The organism is Sporosarcina sp. SAFN-010 (genome assembly GCF_059415065.1).
In genome coordinates this window covers 1-21,614 of the sequence record NZ_JBPFDS010000009.1, presented here as the reverse complement: position 1 = coordinate 21,614, position 21,614 = coordinate 1, and the positions used below count along the sequence as shown (strand labels likewise).

At 42.2% G+C, this 21,614-nt stretch carries 24 protein-coding genes and 1 riboswitch; of the genes, 5 read left to right on the top strand and 19 right to left on the bottom strand.

The window, feature by feature from the left end:
* Positions 1-86 precede the first annotated feature (86 nt).
* The 6 genes from ACR65F_RS11275 to ACR65F_RS11250 all read right to left on the bottom strand — a co-directional run bounded on the left by ACR65F_RS11275 (position 87) and on the right by ACR65F_RS11250 (position 5,279).
* Positions 87-1,388 carry a pyrimidine-nucleoside phosphorylase gene (locus ACR65F_RS11275; protein WP_039041813.1) on the bottom strand — a complete coding sequence of 434 codons (1,302 nt, stop codon included), beginning with the start codon at positions 1,386-1,388 and terminating at the stop codon, positions 87-89.
* 4 nt (positions 1,389-1,392) lie between these two features.
* Positions 1,393-2,592 carry a phosphopentomutase gene (gene deoB / locus ACR65F_RS11270; protein ID WP_039041814.1) on the bottom strand — a complete coding sequence of 400 codons (1,200 nt, stop codon included), beginning with the start codon at positions 2,590-2,592 and terminating at the stop codon, positions 1,393-1,395.
* Positions 2,593-2,618: 26 nt separating this feature from the next.
* On the bottom strand, positions 2,619-3,515 hold the full coding sequence (gene xerD / locus ACR65F_RS11265; RefSeq protein ID WP_440504461.1) for a site-specific tyrosine recombinase XerD: 897 nt from the start codon (positions 3,513-3,515) through the stop codon (positions 2,619-2,621).
* 104 nt (positions 3,516-3,619) lie between these two features.
* Positions 3,620-4,078, bottom strand: a complete 459-nt coding sequence (fur, locus tag ACR65F_RS11260; RefSeq protein WP_025784947.1) for a ferric iron uptake transcriptional regulator — start codon at positions 4,076-4,078, stop codon at positions 3,620-3,622.
* Positions 4,079-4,161: 83 nt separating this feature from the next.
* Positions 4,162-4,677: a hypothetical protein gene (locus tag ACR65F_RS11255; RefSeq protein WP_039041816.1), complete on the bottom strand. Its 516-nt coding sequence runs from the start codon at positions 4,675-4,677 to the stop codon at positions 4,162-4,164.
* Positions 4,678-4,733: 56 nt separating this feature from the next.
* Complete coding sequence (locus ACR65F_RS11250) at positions 4,734-5,279, bottom strand: NUDIX hydrolase (protein ID WP_440504460.1); 546 nt, start codon at positions 5,277-5,279, stop codon at positions 4,734-4,736.
* A gap of 62 nt (positions 5,280-5,341) precedes the next feature.
* On the opposite strand from ACR65F_RS11250, the gene ACR65F_RS11245 reads away from it, so the two are divergent.
* A complete protein-coding gene (locus tag ACR65F_RS11245; protein ID WP_440504459.1) occupies positions 5,342-6,244 on the top strand; it encodes an aldo/keto reductase in 903 nt (300 codons plus the stop codon).
* A 55-nt stretch (positions 6,245-6,299) separates the two neighbouring features.
* Here ACR65F_RS11245 and ACR65F_RS11240 read toward each other — a convergent pair whose 3' ends face one another.
* The 3 genes from ACR65F_RS11240 to ACR65F_RS11230 form a co-directional block, all read right to left on the bottom strand.
* A complete protein-coding gene (locus ACR65F_RS11240) occupies positions 6,300-7,592 on the bottom strand; it encodes a nucleobase:cation symporter-2 family protein (protein ID WP_440504458.1) in 1,293 nt (430 codons plus the stop codon).
* Entirely contained in the window at positions 7,589-8,173 is a 585-nt protein-coding gene (locus ACR65F_RS11235) for a xanthine phosphoribosyltransferase (protein WP_440504457.1), read from the bottom strand. Before ACR65F_RS11235 ends, ACR65F_RS11240 begins: the two co-directional genes overlap by 4 nt.
* 148 nt (positions 8,174-8,321) lie before the next feature.
* Positions 8,322-8,423: riboswitch (purine riboswitch) on the bottom strand.
* Between the two features lie 70 nt (positions 8,424-8,493).
* Entirely contained in the window at positions 8,494-9,612 is a 1,119-nt protein-coding gene (locus ACR65F_RS11230) for an NAD(P)/FAD-dependent oxidoreductase (RefSeq protein WP_440504456.1), read from the bottom strand.
* 197 nt (positions 9,613-9,809) lie between these two features.
* Here ACR65F_RS11230 and ACR65F_RS11225 point away from each other — a divergent pair, with 197 nt between their 5' ends.
* Positions 9,810-10,904 (top strand): branched-chain amino acid aminotransferase, encoded by a 1,095-nt coding sequence (locus tag ACR65F_RS11225; RefSeq protein ID WP_440504455.1) that lies wholly within the window; start codon positions 9,810-9,812, stop codon positions 10,902-10,904.
* Between the two features lie 47 nt (positions 10,905-10,951).
* Here the strand turns inward: ACR65F_RS11225 and ACR65F_RS11220 are convergent, their stop codons facing one another.
* The 4 genes from ACR65F_RS11220 to ACR65F_RS11205 form a co-directional block, all read right to left on the bottom strand.
* Complete coding sequence (locus ACR65F_RS11220) at positions 10,952-11,467, bottom strand: YhcN/YlaJ family sporulation lipoprotein (protein ID WP_185736923.1); 516 nt, start codon at positions 11,465-11,467, stop codon at positions 10,952-10,954.
* 66 nt (positions 11,468-11,533) lie between these two features.
* The gene (gene menC / locus ACR65F_RS11215; RefSeq protein WP_440504454.1) at positions 11,534-12,643 is read right to left on the bottom strand and encodes an o-succinylbenzoate synthase; all 1,110 of its coding nucleotides are present in this window, start codon (positions 12,641-12,643) and stop codon (positions 11,534-11,536) included.
* A 60-nt stretch (positions 12,644-12,703) separates the two neighbouring features.
* Entirely contained in the window at positions 12,704-12,955 is a 252-nt protein-coding gene (locus tag ACR65F_RS11210) for a YqkE family protein (protein ID WP_039041656.1), read from the bottom strand.
* Between the two features lie 22 nt (positions 12,956-12,977).
* Positions 12,978-14,162, bottom strand: coding sequence for an acetyl-CoA C-acetyltransferase (locus tag ACR65F_RS11205; RefSeq protein WP_440504453.1), 1,185 nt, complete (start codon positions 14,160-14,162; stop codon positions 12,978-12,980).
* 118 nt (positions 14,163-14,280) lie between these two features.
* Here ACR65F_RS11205 and ACR65F_RS11200 point away from each other — a divergent pair, with 118 nt between their 5' ends.
* Both ACR65F_RS11200 and ACR65F_RS11195 read left to right on the top strand, forming a co-directional pair.
* Entirely contained in the window at positions 14,281-15,183 is a 903-nt protein-coding gene (locus tag ACR65F_RS11200; protein ID WP_440504452.1) for a hydroxymethylglutaryl-CoA lyase, read from the top strand.
* A gap of 13 nt (positions 15,184-15,196) precedes the next feature.
* Entirely contained in the window at positions 15,197-16,123 is a 927-nt protein-coding gene (locus tag ACR65F_RS11195) for an alpha/beta hydrolase (protein WP_039041663.1), read from the top strand.
* A gap of 79 nt (positions 16,124-16,202) precedes the next feature.
* Here the strand turns inward: ACR65F_RS11195 and ACR65F_RS11190 are convergent, their stop codons facing one another.
* From ACR65F_RS11190 to yneA, 6 genes are all read right to left on the bottom strand, one after another.
* Positions 16,203-16,439: a YneF family protein gene (locus ACR65F_RS11190; protein ID WP_025784961.1), complete on the bottom strand. Its 237-nt coding sequence runs from the start codon at positions 16,437-16,439 to the stop codon at positions 16,203-16,205.
* 155 nt (positions 16,440-16,594) lie between these two features.
* Positions 16,595-17,041, bottom strand: a complete 447-nt coding sequence (gene sirA, locus ACR65F_RS11185) for a sporulation inhibitor of replication protein SirA (protein ID WP_440504451.1) — start codon at positions 17,039-17,041, stop codon at positions 16,595-16,597.
* A 207-nt stretch (positions 17,042-17,248) separates the two neighbouring features.
* Positions 17,249-19,255: a transketolase gene (gene tkt, locus ACR65F_RS11180; protein WP_440504450.1), complete on the bottom strand. Its 2,007-nt coding sequence runs from the start codon at positions 19,253-19,255 to the stop codon at positions 17,249-17,251.
* 106 nt (positions 19,256-19,361) lie between these two features.
* Positions 19,362-19,595, bottom strand: coding sequence for a DUF896 domain-containing protein (locus ACR65F_RS11175; protein ID WP_039041660.1), 234 nt, complete (start codon positions 19,593-19,595; stop codon positions 19,362-19,364).
* A gap of 65 nt (positions 19,596-19,660) precedes the next feature.
* Positions 19,661-20,320 (bottom strand): YneB family resolvase-like protein, encoded by a 660-nt coding sequence (locus tag ACR65F_RS11170; RefSeq protein WP_440504449.1) that lies wholly within the window; start codon positions 20,318-20,320, stop codon positions 19,661-19,663.
* Positions 20,320-20,634 (bottom strand): cell division suppressor protein YneA, encoded by a 315-nt coding sequence (gene yneA / locus ACR65F_RS11165; RefSeq protein ID WP_052245724.1) that lies wholly within the window; start codon positions 20,632-20,634, stop codon positions 20,320-20,322. The genes ACR65F_RS11170 and yneA overlap by 1 nt, the downstream gene beginning before the upstream one ends.
* A gap of 187 nt (positions 20,635-20,821) precedes the next feature.
* Between yneA and lexA the strand changes: the two genes are divergently transcribed.
* Complete coding sequence (lexA, locus tag ACR65F_RS11160) at positions 20,822-21,442, top strand: transcriptional repressor LexA (protein ID WP_440504448.1); 621 nt, start codon at positions 20,822-20,824, stop codon at positions 21,440-21,442.
* The last annotated feature ends 172 nt before the right edge of the window (positions 21,443-21,614 follow it).

Below are 21,614 nucleotides of genomic sequence, written 5' to 3'. Positions count from 1 at the left end.
CTTTAGACAACTATTCTTTTTTCAACAATAAAAAAAGCACCATTCACGACAATCGTGAATGGTGCTTTTCTGACCTATGATTTATCTTATTTCATGACTTTATGAATCAGTTTAGGACGCTTTGGTGCATGTTGTGAAATGTGAATATGCTTAAGTAACAAACTTTCGGTCTGCAAGATGTTTTCTGTATTCGAGTGGATGACGGCAATCGTCTCCCCAGATTTAACAGCATCCCCTATTTTTTTCTTCAAGACGATGCCGACTGCCAAGTCGATATCGTCTTCTTTCGTTGCTCTACCAGCACCAAGCAGCATAGCTGCAACGCCGATTTCATCCGCTTCCATCTTTGTTATAAATCCAGTAGTTGTCGATTTCACTTCAATTTGATAAGAAGCTTTCGGCAAAAGTTCAGGATTTTTCACAATGGCTGGATTACCGCCTTGCGCTTCAAGAAACTTAGCGAATAGCTCCAGTGCAGAGCCATCTTTAATGACCTGATTCAGCTGATTTCGAGCATCTTTTGTATCTTTCGCTTTTCCGCCTGCAATTAACATTTTACTTCCAAGTACAAGACACAATTCCGTTAAATCTTCCGGTCCATTACCGTTTAGCGTATCAATAGCTTCTTTTACTTCTAATGAATTTCCAATTGCATATCCCAATGGCTGACTCATATCTGAAATAACCGCCATCGTATTACGACCTACTTCTCTACCGATCGCTACCATCGATTCGGCAAGTGCCTCTGCATCTTCAGGAGTTTTCATGAACGCACCGTCACCAGTTTTCACATCCAACACAATCGCATCCGCACCCGCTGCAATCTTTTTACTCATAATGGAGCTTGCGATGAGCGGAATGCTGTCTACAGTTGCTGTAACATCCCGTAATGCGTATAGCTTTTTATCGGCTGGTGTCAAATTACCGCTTTGTCCAATAACCGCTAACTTCAAATCGTTCACTTGTTTCACGAACTGTTCTTCCGTTATTTCCACATGAAATCCTTCGATTGCTTCTAACTTATCGAGAGTCCCTCCAGTGTGCCCAAGTCCTCTTCCACTCATTTTCGCAACAGGTACTCCGCACGCGGCTACAAGTGGCGCAAGAATTAGCGTCGTTGTATCACCAACGCCCCCTGTAGAATGTTTATCGACTTTAATCCCCTCAATTGCTGACAAATCGATTTGGTCGCCTGAATTCACCATAGCCATCGTTAAATAGCCTTGCTCCTCTGCGTCCATATCAGAAAAATAAATCGCCATTAGAAATGCGCTCGCTTGATAATCACTGATCGAGCCGTCCGTATATCCATTTACGAAGAAACGAATTTCTTCTTCTGACAAATTCTCGCCATCTCTTTTTTTCTGAATTACATCGACCATTCTCATTTTATCACCGTACCTTTTCGTTTAGTGATTGTAAAAAGCTCTCACCGAATTCAGGTGCTGTTGCTTCAAAATTCTCTGCAATCGTTGCCCCGATATCTGCAAACGTGTTCCGAAGCGGAAGAGTGCCCCCACTTGTAAAACGAGGTGAATATACAAGCAATGGAACAAACTCTCGTGTATGATCCGTACCTTCATGAATTGGATCGTTTCCGTGATCTGCAGTGATGATCAATAAATCATCTGGTTTCAAACGACTCATTATTTCAGGCATCCGCGCATCAAATTCTTGCAATGCAAGTCCGTAGCCTTCAGGATCACGACGGTGACCGAACAGCGCGTCGAAGTCAACAAGGTTTGTAAAACTTAACCCTTCAAAATCTGTGTCCATCTCAATGAGTAACTTATCCACACCATCCATATTGCTCTTTGTACGGACAGCTTTTGTGACGCCTTCATTATTAAAGATGTCCGAAATTTTCCCTACAGCTACTACATCTCGTCCACTATCTTGTAATGCATTCATGACGGTAGGAGAAAACGGTTTAAGCGCATAATCATGACGATTTGTAGTACGGGCAAAGCTTCCCGGCTCCCCGATGAACGGTCTTGCGATGACACGACCGACTAGAAATTCTGGCTCTAGTGTAAGTTCACGAGCTATTTCACAAATACGATATTGCTCTTCAATCGGTATGATTTCTTCATGTGCAGCAATTTGAAGGACTGGATCCGCAGATGTATAAACAATAAGCGCTCCAGTTTCCATATGCTCTTTTCCGTACTCTTCAATAACTGCAGTACCACTTGCCGGTTCGTTACAAATGACTTTTCGACCCGTTCGTTTTTCCAGTTCTTCAATTAGTTCAGAGGGAAATCCATTTGGATATACTTTAAAAGGTTGATCTATATTAAGACCCATCATTTCCCAATGTCCTGTCATCGTATCTTTACCAACAGAAGCTTCTTGCATTTTACCGTATAATCCGATAGGTGACTGTTCTTCAGGAATGCCTTGAATTTTTTTAATATTAGACAAACCCATTCGTGCTAAGTTTGGCATATGTAGACCGTTTTCCATATGTTCCCCAATATGACCGAGTGTGTCGGCGCCTTCATCCCCAAACAAATGGGCGTCCGGAGCTTCACCAATCCCGACTGAATCTAGAACGATTAAGTGAATTCTTTTAAATGATTGTGTACTCAATTGAATTGCCTCCTAAAATAATATGATTATGCCCTTGGATGGAACTGACTATATACGTCTTTTAGTCGTGTTCGACTGACATGCGTGTAAATTTGGGTCGTTGAAATATCAGCATGGCCGAGCATTTCCTGTACAGCCCTTAGATCAGCTCCGTTTTCAACAAGATGTGTTGCAAACGAGTGGCGCAACATGTGTGGCGTTAACTTTTGAGTCAATCCCGCATTTTTGGAGACCTCTTGTAAAAGACTCCAAATGCTTTGACGTGTTAAGCGTCCTCCTCTGGTATTCAAGAAGAGCGCATCTTTCCCTGATATAGAAGAAACGAACTCCGGTCTTACGTCTTCAAGATAGCTTGTACACGCTTTCACTGCTGTGTTGCCTAAAGGTATTATTCGTTCCTTACTTCCTTTACCGAAAACGCGAACAAATCCCATCGTCAAATTGATATCTTCTGCATTCATCCCTATTAGTTCACTTACCCTCATTCCTGTTCCGTATAACAATTCAAGGATGGCGGTGTCCCTAATACGTTGAGGTGTCAGGGTGCCGACCACCTTAATGAGCTTGTCTATATCAGATACGGAAAGAACCCGCGGTAATTTCTTTTCCAGTTTAGGTAACTCCAAGTGAACCGTTGGATCCGTGTCTGTAACTTTGTCCCTTAGCATAAACTGATGAAAGGAACGGATGGATGAGATGTGTCTTGAAATTGTTCTTGAAGATTTCCCTTGTTCTTTCAACTGAAATAAGTAGCTTGTTATTTGTTGTTGGTCGATTGTGTCTGATGGTTCTATATTAGTGCCTAGCCAGCTCGTATATGCGGTTAAGTCACGTTTGTAAGAAGAGATCGTATTATCTGCTAGCTGCCGCTCGACTTTTAAAAAGTGCAAGTAATCTTGCAGAGCGAATTGCAAGTCCGTCATATGCTGCGGATATCTGTTAAAACAGCACTATGCTGCAGACACAGACTCCTTCCCTCCCTTTCCAACATAAACGTTAAAAGAGGACAGCATGCTGCCGCCCCCTCTCACTTTCCCTTTGTATCTCCTTCAGATTTGCAACGTTTGCAAATTCCGTGGAAGGTGAGCCAATGATCTTTGACTGTAAATCCAAATCGTTTTTCAACGACTTTTTCTACCTCACCGAGAAGATCTTCTTGAATTTCATCGACTGCTCCGCATTCAATACATATTAGATGATGGTGGAATCTTGCAGCGCCTTCTTTACGTAAATCATAGCGCGCAACGCCATCTCCAAAATTAATTTTGTTTACGACTTTCAATTCAGTTAACAATTCTAGTGTTCTGTAAACAGTAGCTAGACCAATTTCTGGGGCTTTTTCTTTAACAAGGAGAAACACATCTTCTGCGCTTAAATGGTCTGCCTCGTTTTCCAGAAGCACCATGACTGTAGCTTCCCGTTGAGGCGTCAATTTATAGCTGGCCCCATGTAATTGTTTTTTTATGCGTTCAATTCGGCTTTCCATAGGACGCCCCCCTCAAGAATGATTCTATTATAGCAAATCGTCATTCGTTATGACAATAGAAAGGAAACCGCCCTATAGCGCTTTTAACCTCCTAAGAGATTGTAAACAGCTTTATCTGCGAAGAAAAGCACCAATCCTGCACAAACAATCATAAGGGGAAGTTTGGTATTGTTAGAACGTTTGACCGATTTGCGAGTGAAAAATGGTGGTGAAAGGGTCCAACAGAATAATAAAACAAGAAACGTTCCTAGTAATTTAAATGGGAACCACCATCCTGAGTAAGCGAGCATATTCACTCCACCCGCAAGAATATGCGCAGAAGCGAGTCCAAATAAAGCCGCCTTCAGCGCCCCGACTAGCATTACGAACCACCTAGTTCTCTTAGATAATGACAAAATCATCGCCACTACGTAAAAAGAAAGAACAGTTGCTAGTTGAATCAGTAAAGAGGTGGAGCTGTTTTGTGCCGCACGACTATCATAAAGCTGAACTAAAAATGAGAAATCAGCATCCGGAATACCTCGATAGAGTAACACGCCACCTATGTAACCTACGGCGAGAATTACAAACAACTGCAAAAACGATAACGAACGAACCATAGACAAGCACCTCCGAATAGTTTGTACTACTCTATGCTTGTCCGGCTATAATTAGTTCAATTTTTCAGGAGTTCTTTTATATAGAGCACAGCAAAGGCTGTTTTCGCATCATAGATCCTTCCATCTTTCATCATTCCCTCTGCTTCTTCAATCGTACACTCCAGAAGGTTGATGAACTCGTCCTCATCGCCTGCTGCAGGGTTATCCACTTTTTCCAATGATCTCGCTAAATAGAGATGAATGATTTCATCTGCAAATCCCGGAGAAGTTGCAAAAGACTGGATATATGTAAATTCGTTCGCTCGGTAGCCTGTTTCTTCTTCAAGCTCACGGATTGCAGTTTTTTCAGGATCTTCTCCCGGTTCTATTTTACCAGCAGGAATTTCAATGATTGACCGTTCAAGAGCTTTCCTGAATTGTTCAACTAGAATGAGTTCTCCTTGTTCTGTAATGGCGATAATCGCAACTGCTCCGGGGTGTTTGATCAGCTCTCGCTGTGCACGTTTGCCGTCAGGCAGTTCAACTTCGTCTACACGTAGTTCAATAATCTTGCCCGTATATAGAGTCTCACTAGACAATGTTCGTTCTTCAAATTTCTTCATAAGGTTCCCCACTTTCCTTCTTGTTTCGTCCAGTATACCATGGGGGTAATGGAGGTGTTTGGATGAAGACAAGAGAACTTGGTAAAAGTGGTCTAGCTGTTTCAGAGCTGGGTCTAGGATGCATGTCACTACCCACTAATCGCAACGAAGTAGACGATATCGTGGCTGCCGCATTAGATGCAGGCATCACATTCTTTGATACTGCAGATTTGTATGAAGGTGGTGCAAATGAAGAAGTTGTCGGACATGCGATCCACAATCGCAGAGGTGACATCATCCTAGCCACAAAGGTTGGGAATAAGATGAACCAAGACGGAAAAACATGGCATTGGGATGCTTCAAAAGAACACATCATGGAAGGTGTCAAAGAGAGTCTTAGAAGACTTAGTACGGATTATATCGATCTGTATCAGTTACACGGGGGAACTATGGATGATAATGCTGAAGAAGTGATTGAAGCGTTTGAACGCTTAAAAGACGAGGGTATAATCCGCCAATATGGGATCTCATCAATCCGCCCGAATGTCATTCAACGATTTCTGAAGAACAGTAGCGCTGTTTCTGTGATGATGCAATACAATATGCTCGATCGGCGTCCTGAAGAATGGTTTTCAATGATCGAAGAACACAATGCTTCTGTCATCGTGAGAGGGACATTAGCGAAAGGTCTTCTGACAGTTGAGGGTGAGCAACGGGCGACGCAGTCTGACTCGTTTGTTAATTATAAGCAACCTGCACTAAGTGAGGCTGTACATAATTTGACAGCAAATGCGACAAATCTTCATGCGGCTGCGATTCACTTTTGTCTTCAGGAAGATGCTGTCGCGACTACATTGGTTGGAGCACGCACACACGACCAGTTGATGGACTCTGTTCACGCTTATGAGACACCAGTGAGTGATGTAACACTTGATGCGCTGACTAATCTTCTTGAGTTACACAAATACAACCAACATCGAATTTGACTCGGATAATGAATCAAAAAAGAGTGGGGAGCTAGAAACTAGCCCCCACTCTTTTTTATGCTTCTTGTTCAGTTAACACAACTGCTTCTTTACGCTTTCGACTAGGTAGCATATTAAAGATAATATTTAGCGTAATCGCCGTTATGCTCCCTGCTACGATTCCGTTACTTGTAAGGAGTTGTACACCTTCAGGAAGTTTTGCGAACAATTCCGGTACAACGGATACACCAAGCCCTATTCCGACTGAACACGCAACAATCATTGCATTGTCTTGTGATTTAACAACAACAGTGCTGAGCATTTTGATCCCTTGTGATACGACCATTCCGAACATCGCAACCATTGCTCCTCCTAATACAGCGTTAGGAATAACAGTAGCAAGCGCAGCGACTTTCGGCATGAAGCCGAGTCCAATCAGCATACAAGCCGTAACGAATAAGACTTTTCTAGATTTCACACCAGACATCTGAATCAGCCCGACGTTTTGAGAGAAAGTTGTATATGGAAACGCATTGAAAATTCCCCCAAGTACAGATGCAAGGCCCTCTGAACGATATCCTTTTTCAAGATCCTTTGATTTAATATCTTTCTCACAAATATCCCCGAGTGCAAAATAGACTCCTGTTGACTCCACGAGAGATACCATAGCAACAATTGTCATGATTAATATCGGCTGCCAATGGAATGTTGGAGTGGCAATGAAGAACGGCTGAGCGATGTGAAAAATGGATGCTTCTCCCACAGCAGTGAAATCTACCACTCCCATGAACATCGCAGCAATAGTTCCCCCAACCAATCCGATTAAAATCGCAATCGCTTGTAAAAACCCTGTAGAAAAGCGATAGACGAGGACGATGAATGCAAGCGTCCCGAATGACAAAAGGATATTCGTAATTGATCCAAAATCAGCAGCACCTTGTCCACCACCCATGTTATTAATCGCAACTGGGATTAGTGTGATTCCGATAATTGTCACAACTGAACCTGTAACGACTGGTGGGAAAAACTTGACCAGTTTACCAAAGAATCCGCTGATGACTACGATGATCAAACCTGACGCAATAACTGCACCGTAGATTGCTGATAATCCGTAAGAAGATCCGATGGAAATCATCGGTCCGACAGCTGTGAACGTACATCCGAGCACAACAGGAAGTCCAATACCAAAATATCGATTTGTCATAATCTGTAGAAGCGTTGCGACACCACACATTAAAATATCAACAGAAACTAGATACGTTAACTGCAGAGATGTCAGTCCAATCGCACCACCCACTATGAGCGGTACTAGAACTGCACCTGCATACATGGCTAACAGATGTTGGATTCCTAGAAGCGTCGTTTTCATTGTTCGACAGCCTCCTTGAAGGTGATTTGTAGGTTTTCAAGTGATTCGATAATTGCAAGTGATTCTACACGGAGTCCTTTTTCTCGTAACATTGCGCCTCCAGGTTGGAATCCTTTTTCAATTACAATTCCAATTCCAGCAGTTTTTGCGCCTGCTTGTTTTGCAATTTCCAACAAGCCTAAGACCGCTTGTCCATTTGCAAGAAAGTCATCGATAATCAGCAAGGTATCTTCTGAACCTAGGTGTGCTTCCGATACCGATATTTCGTTCGATTCTTGTTTTGTGTATGAGTAAACAGAAGCGCTATAAAGATTGCTGTTTTGAGTCAATGATTTCCGCTTTCGTGCGAACACTACAGGAACTTTTAGCTGAAGAGCCGCCATAACTGAAGGGGCAATACCTGATGACTCTAATGTTAAAATCTTCGTGATGCCTGCATCTGCAAATTTCTCCGCAAACTCGTTTCCAACAGCTTGCATGAGTTCTGCATCGATTTGGTGATTCAAAAAGGAATCGACTTTTAAGACATCTCCCGGTAACACGTTTCCTTCTTTCATAATCTTATCCTTTAACAGTTGCATTGCATTTCCTCCTCAATGATATGGCGGACATACAAAAAAGCCGTATGACCCGCGCATCCATTCATATCTATGAGTGGAGCAAAGGTCATCACGGCTTAAAATTCACCAGATGGAAACAAGCGAGAATCTGTAGTCATTCTTCAGATTCCCTCAAGTCCGTTGCCCTCATAGTCAGTTTGTTTACGGCAAACCGGTAGAAACTTGCGGACCATATTTCCGCTATTATATGAGTGAATGTATTCGATTTTGACTTTAGTATAGCATGCTTAAACAAGAAAACAAGACCTATTCTAAAATAGGAAAAATGTAAGCGGATTCTTTTATAAAAGTTCAATTGCTTGCTCTACTGAGTAGGGCGCTAGATCAATATCTACCGGATCGCCTGAAATTCGCTGAGCTAGCAATTTACCTAAAAATGGTCCTGCGGTAAGTCCAGATGCCCCTAGTCCGTTTGCTACGAAAATTGAGGGATGGTTTGGTAACGAACCAATGACCGGAAGAAATCCAGGAGTAAATGGCCGTACGCCAGTCCGTACTTCCAATAATTCTGCATTCACTAATCCTGGCGCTACGTCCAATGCTTTGGTTAACACTTCTTGAACCCCACCAACTGTAATAGATGGTTGATAAACATCTTCGTCTTCATGTGTCGCCCCCGCAATCACTCGCCCATCATCGAGAGATAGTAAATATTGGTCACCTGGTGGTATCACAACTGGCCAGTTCAAACTGTTCTCATCCAGTGGATCCATATGGACAATTTGAGCTTTCTGACCGCGAACGTTTAGACGAACGTTTAGTGAGCTCAAATCCGGAGTCCACGCACCCGTAGTTAAAATAATTTTGTCTGCGTCGTAGAATTTATTTTCGCATACTACTTGAATATTTTTTTCTTCGTCTTTGTGAAGTGTTGCACTCCCCTCCAGAAAAACTGCACCATAATGCTTCGCAGCACGTATCAGGGCTTGTTGAAGTTGGCGTCCATCGACTCGCGCAGCCCCAGATAAGTATATCGATTGAAATCCTTCAGCAATCGGAGGATAATACTGCTTAGTTTGTGCTTCAGTCAGCTTTTCAATATCACCGATTTCAGGCGCTTGCTCTCTTCTTGTAAGCGCACGTTCGTATGCTTTTTCAAGTTTAGAATCATCCGCAAACAAGCTGATCGCACCTACTTGACGATAACCTGTTTCAGACTCACCGAGCGCTTCGAGTTCTGTAATTAGTGTTTTATAATGCTTAGCACCATTTCGGACAAGTTTGTACCAGTCCTGATTTCTGCGCTGTGATAACCACGGACAAATGATCCCAGCAGCTGCTTTAGTTGCACTTCCATGATTATTTCGATCGATCACAGTAACAGAGGCACCGCGTTTTGCAAGTTCGTATGCTGTAGATGAACCTAAAATTCCGGATCCAATAATAATGATTTGCTCCACCGTGTTCCCTCCTTTTTTACTCTAACAGTGTACAACGGTCAACAACATTCATCAAACCAAGGAATCTGTAATCGTTTTCAAAATTGTAACAAAAGTAATATACGAACTATTCTTTCATTTTCGAGAGAATGGCGTATAATGGCAGTATTCGATATATCAATTGCAAGTGACTTTTAATTGAAAAGGGGAAATAAGCCATGACGACATCTAAGATTGAATTCAACCTTACCGATTCCCGTAAAGAAAAACCGAACGAAGAGAATCTTGTATTTGGTCGACATTTCACTGACCATATGTTCATTGCAGATTATGTAAAAGGGATTGGTTGGCAAAACCATCGTATCGTCCCTTATGCACCGATATCACTCGATCCCGCGGCTATCGTGTTCCACTATGGTCAGACCGTATTCGAAGGGTTGAAAGCTTATCGTGCAAAAGATGATTCAATTCGTTTGTTCCGTCCAGAAGAGAATTTCAAACGGCTCAATCGTTCTTTAGATAGACTATGTATGCCTCAGGTGGACGAAGAAAAAGCGATTGAAGGACTTCTTGAATTATTGAGAGTAGAAGAAGAATGGGTTCCTAAGTTAGAAGGTAATTCCCTTTACATTCGTCCATTCGTGATTGCAACTGAAGCATTCTTAGGAGTTGCTCCAGCTACTACTTATCAGTTTTACATCATCCTGTCTCCAGTAGGATCTTACTATGAAGAAGGTATCCATCCCGTCAAAATCTTAGTTGAAAATGAATTTGTCCGTGCTGTCAAAGGTGGGACCGGTGGTGCTAAGACAGCCGGTAACTACGCTTCTGCATTGAAAGCACAAGAAACTGCAAGTGCACAAGGCTACTCACAAGTAATGTGGCTCGATGGAGTTGAGCGAAAGTATGTCGAAGAAGTCGGCAGTATGAATATTTTCTTTAAAATCGACGGTGAAGTTATCACTCCCGCCATTAATGGAAGCATCCTTGAAGGAATTACACGTAAATCCATTATCGAGCTTCTCGCTCATTGGGGAACTCCTGTGACAGAACGTAAAATTTCAATGGAAGAATTGGCTGAAGCTCATGCATCAGGAAAATTGGAAGAAGTTTTCGGTACGGGTACTGCAGCTGTAATTTCTCCAGTTGGCGAATTGAACTGGAATGGTAAAATCATGACCGTCAATGACGGTAAGACAGGTGCTCTTTCCAAGAAATTATATGATACATTAACGAAAATACAATTAGGTGATGAAGAAGATACGCTTCAATGGGTAACAGAACTTTCTCCATTATCTGTAAAAATAGGTTAACATAAAATAAAACCCGACACTCAAAGTGTCGGGTTTTGTTTTATAAATTAATGAGCATCAGGGAACATTCGCTTCATTGCATCTCCGACTTCATCGAAGAATCCTTCCACAGGTTCACCATCGCGAATTTTGTCGCTATATTCATCAATTTGCTTTGCAGAATCAGGGTTTGTGGATACATATACTTTGTCAGTGTCTGCTCCTACTTCTTTGGCTTTGTCAGCAATTTTGTCATCTAATTCTTTAGAAGAGGTAGTTCCCTCTTTAAGAGTCACACCAACATATGCACTGTTGTTCATCTTAAGAACATTTGCATGATCGACTTCTTCTAGGGTTGAGACAGCGTCTGCAATATCATCGGCGTTCTCGACCGTTTGATCGTTTGTCGCATTATCGTTAGTGGTATCATCTTCAGTTCCGTCCATGTCTGTCGTTGTATCGTTTTCATTCTCCACGACTCCAGTGTCGTTCGTTTGATTCTCCACTTCTTTATCTTTTTTCCCACATGCAGCAAGCGATAACATCAGCAAACAAGCAGCAAAAACCATCCAAAATTTCTTCATTTGTCTCTCCTCCATATCTGTTTACAGACAGTATGGACAAAAACAGAAAAACTATGTGTATTTCTTTTAAAAATGAATATCGATACGTTGGATGGTATGACGCTCAATTTCGTTCATGTCCACTTCATATCCCATTCCATTAATTTCAGATACGGTAATCGTTCCATCTTCCACCGTGACTTCAGGTGTAATAATATCGCGCTCCCAATATGAAGCAGAACCTGCTGTATCTCCAGGAAAGGTGAAATTCGACAATGTGGTAAGTGCAATATTGTGTGCTCGTCCAATTCCAGCTTCCAACATACCACCACACCAGACTGGGATTCCCGCTTCCTGGCACACGTCATGGATTCTTTTAGCTTCTGTCATCCCTCCAACACGACCTATTTTAATATTAATGACACGACAGCTACCAAGCTGAATGGCTTTTCGCGCATCCTCAGCGGAAAGGATGCTTTCGTCTAAACAAATAGGTGTTTGGATTTGCTGTTGTAATGTTGCATGATCAACGATGTCATCGGTTGCGAGTGGCTGTTCGATCATCGTTAAGTTGAACTGATCGAGTTGTTTTAGTAGCTCCAAATCATCTAGTGTGTATGCGGAATTGGCATCCGCCATGAGTGGAACTTCTGGAAAGCGTTCACGGATTTCTGAGAGCAACTTTAAATCACTCCCGGGTTTGATTTTCACTTTAATTCGTTTAAAACCTGATTCCAAACTCTGTTCAATCCGTTCACCAAGTGCTTCGAAATCCGTTTGAAGTCCGATGCTGATTCCTACGTCAATTTTTTCTTTCTTACCGCCTATCGCTTCTGTTAACGTAATGCCTTGTCGTTTTGCCCAGCAGTCCCACACTGCACATTCAACTGCAGCTTTTGCCATATTGTTTTTTCGAATCGATTTAAAAATTTCATTCACTTCATCAGGATGTTGGATTGTCTTTCCTTTTAGCAACGGTACTAAAAAGTCTTGGATCATATGTAAGGAGGTTTCTGTCGTCTCTTCTGTATACCAAGGAATGGAAAATGCTACACCTTCCCCATAGCCTTTATTCCCCTTTTCGTCGACCACTTCAATTACGAGAAATTGTCGGGTTTGCATCGTTCCGAAGCTTGTTGAAAATGGATTCTTCATCGTCATTTCCAACTTTCGAATGATGACATCACGAATAATCATTTCATCTTTCCTTCCTTTATGGACAAAACCGCACGTAAGAAACACATGCGGTTTTGTTCGTTAGTATTTACGTGTTTTCCCATCGTATTCGTCTAGCAATTCAGCGAAACTCTTATTCGCTTCCCGCTCTTTTTTATCTTTTAACGCCTGTTCCATCCTAGCTTCTTCCGCTTTTGCTTCCGCTTGCGAAAGTTCTTGCTTCGCTTCTTTTAGTTTAGAAAGAACATCCTCTCCTAATACATCTGCTAGTCGGAGTGCTCCATCATCTTTAGGTTTGTTTACTGAAGGTTGTTGATTTCTTTTTTTCGCCATGGCTCGTTCTCCTCTTTTCTACTTACGGACGCTCGACAATGGTCGCGACACCTTGTCCGCCACCAATACAAAGTGTAGCTAATCCACGTTTTGCGTCACGCCGTTTCATTTCATGCAACAATGTGACAAGTATTCGTGCACCACTTGCCCCAATCGGGTGACCAAGTGCAATTGCACCACCGTTGACATTCAGTTTTTCAGCATCAAATTTCAATTCCCGATCGACTGCAAGTGATTGGGCTGCAAATGCTTCGTTTGCTTCAATCAAATCCATATCATCTAACTTGAGGTTCGATCGTTTCAACACATTTGTAACCGCTTGTACAGGGCCGATTCCCATAACTGCTGGATCTACTCCCGCATTTGCATTCGCAGTAATGGTTGCTAGCGGTGTGATACCAAGTGCATCCGCCTTCGATTTAGACATGATGACTAATGCCGCAGCTCCATCATTCAATCCGGATGCGTTTCCAGCTGTCACACTGCCATCCTTTTTAAATGCAGGTCGAAGTTTGGACAGTTTCTCCGCAGTCGTACCTTCTTTAATATATTCGTCTTCCTTAAATAGGATGGGTTCACCTTTACGAACAGGAATTTCAACGGGAACTATTTCATCAGCAAACCTACCAGCTGTGCGCGCTGCGGAAGCTTTTCTCTGAGAATCGGCAGCGAATTCGTCTTGTTCTTCACGAGACAAACCATAGCGATCGCACAGATTTTCAGCCGTAACGCCCATATGATAATCGTTGAATGCACACCAAAGACCATCAGAAATCATAGTATCTACCATTGTTTGGTCACCCATTTTAAATCCTTCACGGGCATTCTTCAGCACATAAGGTGCCTGACTCATACTTTCCATACCACCAGCAACGATTACTTCTGCGTCACCTGATAAAATCGCTTGTCGCGCAAGTTGGACCGCTTTTAATCCAGAGCCACATACTTTATTGATCGTCATCGCTGATACCTGTTCAGGAAGCCCTGCTTTCATCGATGCCTGACGAGCCGGATTTTGTCCGAGACCCGCTTGAAGTACATTCCCCATAATGACTTCATCCACATCTGCCCCTGATAGTCCTGCACGATTTAAAGCCTCTTTGATGACAAGAGCACCGAGTTCTGTTGCGCTCACATTTTTCAATGCTCCTAAAAATGAGCCGATTGGTGTTCTAACAGCACTCGCAATTACGATTTGTTCTGACATTGTGATTCCCCCTATTTGTGTTTATGAGACTTTTCCCTTTTTGAAATACAGAACATTCCCACATATGAATTGCCTGCATCTGCTACAGTCCGTTAGAATAGGCTGTAGGAGGGATTGTATGTTTAGTTTACCAAAAAAAGTGACAATTATCGAGGTCGGACCTCGTGATGGTCTGCAAAATGAGAAGAACCAAGTTGAAACAGATGTAAAGCTAGAATTTATCCGTCTATTAAAAAAATCAGGCGTAACTGAAATGGAGCTCACCTCGTTCGTGTCCCCTAAATGGGTACCACAAATGAGTGACGCCCCAGAAATTATGGATAAGGCTGATTTAGTGGAACGCTCGATTGTCCTTGCACCCAATGCGAAAGGAGTCGCACTTGCCCAAGAAGCCAGTGCTAAAAGTATCGCGATTTTTGTAGGTGTGAGTAATACATTCAATCAAAAAAATATTAACCGTACGACCGCTGAGAGTGTAGAGGCGCTTGCTCCGGTAATACTTAAGCTAAAAGATGAAGGTGTTTTTGTTCGCGCTTGTATTTCTACTGCGTTTTATTGTCCATACGAAGGGAAAATTGAAGTGGATGATTGTATTGAACTCTGCAGACAGTTTGTCGCGCTAGGTGTAGATGAGCTTAGCGTTGCTGATACTATTGGTATGGCCAATCCTGTAGAGAGCTATGAACTTTTCACACGCCTTCGACAGTCATTTCCTTCGGTACTGCTAACTGCTCATTTCCATGACACTAGAAAAATGGCACTCGCAAACATTTTTGCATCCTTGCAAGCAGGCATTGATCGATTCGATTCGGCAGCTGGCGGCCTTGGCGGATGTCCATTCGCTGATGGCGCCACTGGAAATGTTGCGACCGAAGATGTGGTGAACATGCTCGATTCGCTAGAAATCTCTACAGGCATCGATGTAAAACAAGTGTGTGAAGCAGTTGAAAAAATTGCTCCACATGTGTCACGGCCTATCGAGAGTGGCATGTACCGTTTGTATGAAAACGGAAGGATCTAAGGAGCTGAAATTATTGAGAAAGCGTCTGCTTGCAATTACAGGTGGTATCACTTTCATGGCGACTGCTCTGGTAACAACATTTGGCATCCTAGCTACCAATCGGTTAATGTTTCTTAAAATAAAAGATGCCGAGGTTGTTTTAAAACGAGAATCCATCGCTCGGCGATTCGATGCGCACTGGTATGAAACCGTTCCGAAAACGACAATGCGCATTCAATCGCCTAATGGTTATTTGTTGCATGCAATCTATCTAAGACCGCTCGATACTACAAGAACAGTGATTATTTGCCACGGTGTCACAGAGAACAAAATAAATTCAATGAAATTTGCCCGTATGTTCGAACGTCTCGGATTTAACTCTGTCGTATACGATCATCGTCGGCATGGAGAGTCTGGTGGAAAAACGACCAGTTTTGGTTTCTATGAAAAAATGGACCTACGCGCAATAATCCAGGCAGTTCGTGAACGTATTGGTCGGCGTGCATTACTCGGAATTCATGGCGAATCCATGGGAGCAGCAACGATGATTTTGACAGCGGGGACTTATCCAGAAGAAGCGGATTTTTATGTAGCAGATTGCCCTTTTTCAGATTTTACGGATCAGGTATTTCATATATTGAAAACGACCACGCCACTTCGCACGCCTAAGGTCATTCGAATTGCTAATATCTTTTTGAAAATCCGCGATGGCTATACAACTTCTCTAGTTTCTCCAAAACAAGTCATCGCTCAAGTTGCACACCCTATGCTTTTCATTCATAGTTTGGAAGATGATTTCATCCTACCGAACATGACCGAGGAATTGTATGAGCAAAAAAATGGCGGAAAGTCTATAAAACTTTTTCCAAAAGGTGCGCATGCTAGATCTTTTAACGAAAATCCAGAAGAGTATGAAGCAACAGTTAAACGTTTCTTAAGAAAATATGGTTATTTAAATTAAAAAACCCGTTCAATATTATTGAACGGGGTGTTGTTTGTTTTATTCATGAAAGTCATAAAAACCTATTATATTAACGTTTTTATTTCTTTTTCTTAGAGTCTTTTTCAGACGCCTTAGACATTTGAGCCATCATTTGATTAATTTTCTTTTGAGAAGGTTTCTGCCCCATCTGCATCATCATCATTCGAAGCATATCTTCATTAATCGGTGGGTTATCTTTCAAATACTTCATCATATATTGACGAGCTAAGAAGAAACCAAGAGCAACTCCTGCTGCAAGTGCAACAATAATTCCAACGATCCACCAAATAGTCATACGTACTACCTCCCCTACTGCAATAGTCCAAGTGTTTCCACCAAGAAGGATTATACAGCATCCGAACCCCAGTACGCAACGTCTCAGTTATCAGAATCCTGTTTTCTTATGCCACACGACTGCAATTTAACTAATATTTCATAAAAGACTTTAGATCAAACGAATACGTATTGGGGTTCTAGCGGAGAAGACGTATAACGCACGGGCTTCAGCCACCCCCACTCGCCTGCTTCATCCATAATTGCAAAGTAGCGGTCTTCCACACTAGAAAGTGCTACAAACAAATCTAAATCAAGCATTCGTGAACCGTGACAAGCTGCATGTAATGCATGGGAGGAAAATCCGATATCTATCGTGCCTTTCAATGGATGGGTCAATGTATATTTCATATCTCCTACTTCTACTGTATGAAAATTCTTTCCGAGTTCGCTCATAATCGCCTGTTCGACATTGCTGATTTCTAATCGATCGCATAAATATCGAACTTCCTGTAAATGATTCTCTCGACCATCTTCTTTTAATAAATCATATAGCAGTCTTTCACGTCCAAGGACAAATGTCTGGTACATTTCTTTGATTTTATAAATTCCATATGTTCGCATGTATGACCACTCCTTTACATTATCGTACAGGAGGTGTTTCGCAAAGGCTGTCAGTTCGCGGAATAGAACATCACTATTTATGTCGAAATGTCAAAATAGTTAGATATACAACCGAAATCTATGAAGAGTTACACTTCATCAAGATCTAAAGCGTTATAAAAAACAAAAGCAGAGGCTAAATCCGCCCCTGCTTTTATCATTTATAAATTATTTGCCTACCATTGTGACTACTTTTGATACAACGTTTTCAACACTGAATCCGTATTCTTTCATAACAATTTCACCTGGGGCACTTGCACCGAATGTGTCGATAGCAAGGACATCACCGTCGTTTCCGACATATTTATGCCATCCGAGAGATGATCCCATTTCGAGAGATAAACGCGCAGTCACAGCTTTTGGAAGCACTTGCTCTTTATAAGCTGCGTCTTGTTCTTCAAACCGATCCCAAGAAGGCATTGAGACGACCGCAACATCGATTCCCTTCTCATTCAGTTTCGCTTGTGCTTCGACAGCTAGGCTAACTTCTGACCCTGTCGCGATCAAGATTGCAGCAGGCTGATCTGCTTTCGAAGGGGAAACGGTATAAGCACCTTTACTAACTCCTTCGGATGCCAGTTCGCCTGACTTCTCAAGTACGGGTAAGTTTTGACGTGACAATACAAGGACTGTCGGTTTGTTCGTTGAAGTGACAGCTAAATTCCATGCAGCTGATGTTTCGTTACCGTCAGCAGGACGGATCACCGACAAGCCAGGCATAGCACGAAGTGAAGCTAGGTGCTCAACTGGTTCGTGTGTAGGACCATCTTCACCAACAGCGATGCTGTCATGAGTAAATACATAGGTTACAGGAATGCCCATTAACGCAGATAGACGGACTGCAGGGCGGACATAGTCACTAAAGACGAAGAACGTTCCGCCAAATACATTCAGGCCACCGTGTAGTGTCATTCCGTTCAAAGCAGCACCCATTGCGAATTCACGCACACCAAACCAGATATTGCGACCCTCAAAACTACCTGGAAGGAAGTCTCCTGCTCCTTTGATTGCAGTTTTGTTAGAACCAGCTAGGTCTGCACTACCACCAAAGAATGACGGAAGAGCCTTCGCGATTGCATTGATTGAATCTCCTGAAGCTGAACGTGTTGCAACAGATTTCCCAGCTTCATAAACAGGCAATTGGGCTTCGACTGCAGCTTTATCTGTTCCATCAATAGCACTTTTCAGTTGTGCAGCTAGTTCCCCATGTTCCTTCTCATAAGCGCCGAATAATTTGTTCCATTCGGACTCACTGTCCACACCAAGCTTCTGTATAGAAGCTTTGAACATTTCATAGACTTCTTGTGGGACATGGAAGTCCTCTTCAAATGTCCATTTATAGGATTCTTTTGTCAATTTCATCTCATCTTCACCAAGAGGTGCGCCATGAGCATCCGATTTACCTGATTTGTTAGGGGAGCCATATCCAATGACAGTTTTCACTTCGATTAGTGTTGGACCACCTGTATTTTGTTTCGCTTGTTCAATTGCTTTAGACAAATGTGCTGTGTCATTGCCATCACCGACGTGAATGTAATTCCATCCATATGACTCAAATCGATTTTGAATCTTCTCTGTGAAAGACATATCCAATTCACCATCTAGAGAAATGTCATTGCTGTCGTAGAGAACAATTAGCTTATCCAATTCAAGGTGACCTGCGAGTGAAATAGCTTCAGCCGCAACACCTTCCATTAAGTCTCCATCACCACAAAGTGCATATGTGTAATGATCAACTACATTAAAACCTGGTTTATTATATGTGGAAGCAAGGTGTTTTTCAGCCATTGCCATTCCGACAGCCATTCCGATACCTTGTCCAAGAGGTCCTGTAGTCGCTTCAACTCCAGCAGTATGACCGTATTCAGGATGCCCCGGTGTTTTAGATCCCCACTGACGGAAGTTTTTCAGTTCTTCCATTGGAAGATCATATCCACTTAAATGGAGCATGCTATAGAGCAACATCGAGCCATGACCAGCCGATAATACAAAGCGATCCCGGTTAAACCAAGAAGGATTTGTTGGATTATGGTGCATGTGCTGTGTCCAGAGTACATAAGCCATTGGCGCAGCACCCATAGGAAGGCCGGGATGGCCAGAATTTGCTTTTTCGATTGCGTCGATCGACAACGTCCGGATCGTATTAATCGCCAGTTGATCAATAGTGTTGGTCATCGGTAATTACACCCTTTCACATTCTCTTATTTTAACTAGATTCCTCATCCATTGTAATGAAAAAACCGCAGGAATACAAACTGCGGTCAGAAAGATATGTGGATACTTAATTTAAAAATTTCTTATTTTGAGCATCTTTCACTTTTTCAGGTGTTACGTCATTTCCATCAGGATCCACTACTTTAACATTTTCGATCGTATCTCTCATTGTTGAACGGAAAGTTTTCAAATACTCACTACGCAACTGGGATTGCTCTTTCGCTTCTTCGATGGAAAGACCTGATGTTTTTGCTTTTTTTGCAAGTTCATTAATACGTTTAATCTTATTTTCTTCCAGCATAATGTTCCCTCCAGTTCGACTTCGTCAATAAGAACGTAAACAAAAATGAAAGGAAGTGCAAACAATTAGCCTTCTTGCTCCGCAGTATATTCTTGATATCGTCTATGAACCGTCGCTTTGCTGACGTTATGTCCGAGTCCTTTGAGGACAGATGTAATCTCTTCAAATGTCAGTCCTTTATCTCGTAAAGACACAATTTCTTGAACCGGCGCCTCAACTCTTTCTCTACCTTCCGCATTACCTTGGTTGCTCAGATTACGTTCTGGTCGATACCCTGCCTCAACGGCACGTTTCATCCCTCTTCTAATTTTAGCGTTATGTAACTTTCTCTGATATTCCTCTACTATGGCTAGAATTTCAAGAAGCATGGAGTCCATCTCGTTCAATTCTAATGGACCATTGTCGTGATTGGTAAAAACGGATGTATTTGTTTTCGCAAGCAAGTGCAAAACAGCGACACGCGCATTTCCTCTACCAAGTCTTGTTTCATCTTGGATTAGGACAGCATTAACAGAACCTTCCTTGATATAATCAAGAAGATCCAATAGCCCCTCCCGATCCAATTCGTATCCACTGTGTTTGTCAGTAAATGATGCAGCTATGTTAAAATCCAACGATTCCGCCAACGTTGTCAGTTCTTCGTATTGGCGGGAGAGTGATAGCTCCTGCGTATCTTTTTCAGTACTAACTCTACAATACAAGACGCAATTGCCTCTATTCCCCATTATTCCCCCTCCTCTGCAAGGACGAGTCGAGTATCGTCAACCTCCGACTCAAGATAAGATGGCAACTTGAGATCTTCACCTGCAATAATAGCAGAATCAGTTAAATTATTCAGTGTCGCCACCTCTCGAATCCAACGGTCAGTAGGAACTTCACCTGCATAGCGTTCGGCTAGCTGCGAAAGCGTATCGCCTTCCAGGATTGTCACTTCTATAATATCTTGAGGAACAGAAAGTTTATGAATAAGGACGAATGATAATACTGCAAACAGTGCGAAAGCTACTACTAGATTTTTGTTTTTTCGGATAAGTGTCATGAATGATTTCCCCTTCCAGAATGTACGTTCGGTTCTATATTTTCATTGTATACGAACAAGGGTTTGTATGTCAACACTAAAAATTAGAACCTTTGTTTGCTATGTGTACGAACACCTGTTATACTATTTTCATAGAAACACTTCGCAGAGCAACGTCCGCTGCAAAAAAAGTGAAGAGGTGAACATATTGAAAAAGATCTCCAAAAGACAGGAGGATATCCTGACTTTCATTAAAGATGAAGTTCAAAAAAAGGGGTACCCACCTTCCGTACGGGAAATTGGTGAAGCTGTAGGACTTGCTTCCAGCTCAACTGTTCATGGCCATCTGGCGAGACTAGAAAGTAAAGGTCTCATCAGACGTGACCCGACTAAACCACGTGCAATCGAAATTTTGGACCAACATGGAATGGACGAGTTAAAAACTGGCGTTGTTCATGTTCCATTAGTCGGAAAAGTTACTGCTGGGATTCCTATCACTGCGATTGAAAATATCGAAGAATACTTTCCTATCCCGGATACGTTTGGGACTTCTGAGGATAACTTGTACATGTTGGAAATCGTAGGAGATAGCATGATCGAGGCTGGTATTTTAAATGGTGATCACGTTGTTGTGAAACAGCAACATAACGCGAACAATGGAGAAATTGTTGTTGCGATGACTGAAGAAGATGAAGCAACTGTGAAACGCTTCTTTAAAGAAAAAGACTTCTTCCGTTTGCAGCCTGAAAACTCTTCAATGGATCCTATAATTATTGAGAATGTCTCGATTCTAGGAAAAGTGGTCGGTGTTTACCGGACGATTCATTAATTTTGTATATAAAAACTGCGTACTCGTCATAACTGATGAGTACGCAGTTTTTTTAGTTTTGGTTATGAGCATTTTCTTGGGTTTATGAGCACTTTTGAAGATAGTATAGAAAGTGGACACAATCCAATGAGCGTGTTTGGATAGAGAGAACATACTAACTGAACGGAGCGTG